The sequence below is a fragment of the Pontibacter sp. HJ8 genome, from assembly GCF_054824225.1.
In genome coordinates this window covers 1-2,715 of record NZ_JSYF01000573.1, presented here as the reverse complement: position 1 = coordinate 2,715, position 2,715 = coordinate 1, and the positions used below count along the sequence as shown (strand labels likewise).

Annotated in this window: 1 protein-coding gene; it reads left to right on the top strand. The window is 53.1% G+C overall.

From position 1 onward, the window contains the following. The coding region (locus OB13_RS19520; protein ID WP_461491861.1) for a M16 family metallopeptidase at positions 1-2,580 on the top strand (2,580 nt) is incomplete at its 5' end. Positions 2,581-2,715 lie beyond the last annotated feature (135 nt).

Sequence of the window (2,715 nt, the reverse complement as noted above, 5' to 3'; positions counted from 1 at the left end):
CTGGACAAGATCGAGGCACTGTACGAAAAGTACCGAGGGACCAAAGACGAAGCAGCCCGCAAGAAAATCTATCACCAGATCGACTCCGTTTCGGGTGTGGCTGCCAAATATGCGGTGGCCAACGAGTATGACAAGATCCTGAGCGCGATCGGTGCCAAAGGAACCAACGCCTATACCTGGGTAGACCAGACGGTGTATACCAACGACATCCCAAGCAACCAGTTGGAGCGCTGGGTAGCACTGGAGGCTGATCGCTTCGGCGACATGGTACCCCGCATTTTCCACACCGAGCTGGAAGCGGTGTACGAAGAGAAGAACCGCACGCTGGACAGCGACGGCCGCAAAGTAGCTGAAGTGATCAACACGGCACTTTTCCCGACGCACCAGTACGGCACGCAAACCACCATCGGCACGATCGAGCACCTCAAGAATCCGTCGATAACGGAGATCAAGAAGTATTACAAGGCGTATTATGTGCCGAACAACATGGCCATCGCGCTGAGCGGTGACATCGACTTTGATCAGACTATCCGTTTGATCGATGCGGAGTTTGGCAAACTGGAGAAAAAACCGCTGCCGGAGTTTAAGGTAGCGCAGGAGCAGCCGATTCAGCAGCCGATTGTGCGGGAAGTACTGGGACCGGATGCCGAGAACGTGTCCGTTTCCTACCGTTTCCCGGGCATCAACAGCCGCGAGGCGCTGGTGCTGCAGATGATCAGCAACATCCTCTACAACGGGCAGGCCGGCCTCATCGACCTGAACCTGAACCAGCAACAGAAAGTTTTGCAGGCCTACGCCTACGACACGCCGATGAAAGACTATTCTACTTTCCGGGTAGGTGGTGCGCCACGCCAGGGCCAGACGCTGGACCAGGTAAAGGACATGCTGCTGGCGCAGGTAGAGCTGGTGAAGCAGGGCAAGTTCGAAGACTGGGTGATTCCGGCGATCGTGAACAACAACAAGATCAGCCTGATGGAAGCCTACGAAGACAACAGCAACCGCGCCGATGCCTTTGTGAGTGCCTTTATCTACGGGATGGACTGGAAAGATTATGTGAACCGTCCGAATGAATTTGCCAAGATCACCAAGCAGGAAGTAATGGACGTTGCCAACAAATACCTGGGAAACAACTACGTGCTGGCCTATAAGCGTACGGGCAAAGACCCGAATGCGCAGAAAGTGGAGAAGCCGGTTATCACGCCGGTAGCTGTTAACCGCGACGTGCAGTCGGCTTACTACAAAGCGTTCATGGCAAAAGAGGCCTCTCCCCTGGAGCCGGTATTTGTGAATTACAAAGAAGACATCAAGGAATCGAAACTGAAGAGCAACATCCCGCTGCTCTCTACCCAGAACAAGGAAAACAGCCTGTTTCAGCTCTACTACATCCTGGACATGGGCACCAACAACGACCCGAAACTGGGTATGGCGGTGAATTACCTTAAGTACCTAGGCAACGACAAGTATACGGCCGAAGAACTGAAGAAAGAATTCTACAAGCTGGGCACTTCGTTCAACGTGTTTTCTTCCGGCGACCAGGTCTATGTGAGCCTGACCGGTCTGGACGAGAATTTTGAAAAAGGCCTGGCCCTGTTCGAGAGCCTGCTGCAAAGCCCGAAAGCCGACAAAGAGGCACTGGACAACATGGTAGCCGGTATCCTGAAAGCCCGCAGCGACGCCAAAAAGAACAAAAGCGTGATCCTGAACCAGGCGATGGTGAACTATGCCAAGTATGGCGCCAAGAACCCATTCACGACGATCCTATCAGAAAAAGAGCTGAAGGCCGTGAAGCCGCAGGAACTGGTCAGCCTCATCAAGAGCATCCCGACCTACGAGCACCGCGTGTTATACTATGGCCCACGTGATTCAGGCAACCTGGTTACTGCCCTGAATGCCGGCCATAACGTACCGGCTACGCTGAAACCAACTCCGGCCGAGAAAATATATCCGGAACTGGACATCAAGCAGCCGATGGTATACTGGGCAGACTACGACATGGTGCAGGCCGAACTGCTGTTCCTGAGCAAATCGGTACCCTATACCGCCGACATCGTGCCGGTTGTGCGCATGTACAACGAGTACATGGGCGGCATCGTGTTCCAGGAGCTACGCGAATCGAAGGCACTGGCTTACTCTACGTACTCGTTCTACAGCCCGGCCAGCAAGAAGAACCGCTCCAACTACCTGCAATCCTACATCGGCGCACAGTCTGATAAGCTGCCGGAAGCGATGGTAGGTATGCAGGAACTACTCAATAACATGCCGCTGGCCGACGCCAACTTCGAAAATGCAAAAGCTTCGTTGCGTAATAGCATTTCGTCCGAGCGCATCACCAAGTCTGACATTCTGTTCGATTACGAGCGCGCCAAGCGCCTGGGCGTCGAGCACGATATCCGCGAAGACGTGTACAAGAGTGCAAACAGCATGACCTTCGACCAGATGAAGGAGTTCCAGCAGAAGTATATCAAGAACCAGCCACAGGCCATCCTGGTGATCGGCTCGAAAGACCGGCTGAACTTCAAAGAACTGGCCAAGTATGGCAAAGTAAAACAGCTGAGCCTGAAGGAGATTTTCGGGTACTAGTGTAGAGACGTTAGACAAAACAAAAGCGGCAGCCAGGTATGGCTGCCGCTTTTGTTTTATATTAAAGTCTAATTCAAGAAGAGAATTCTCCCCTTGAGGGGAGCTAGAGGGGTGTTGACAGTAGCTATGAAACAA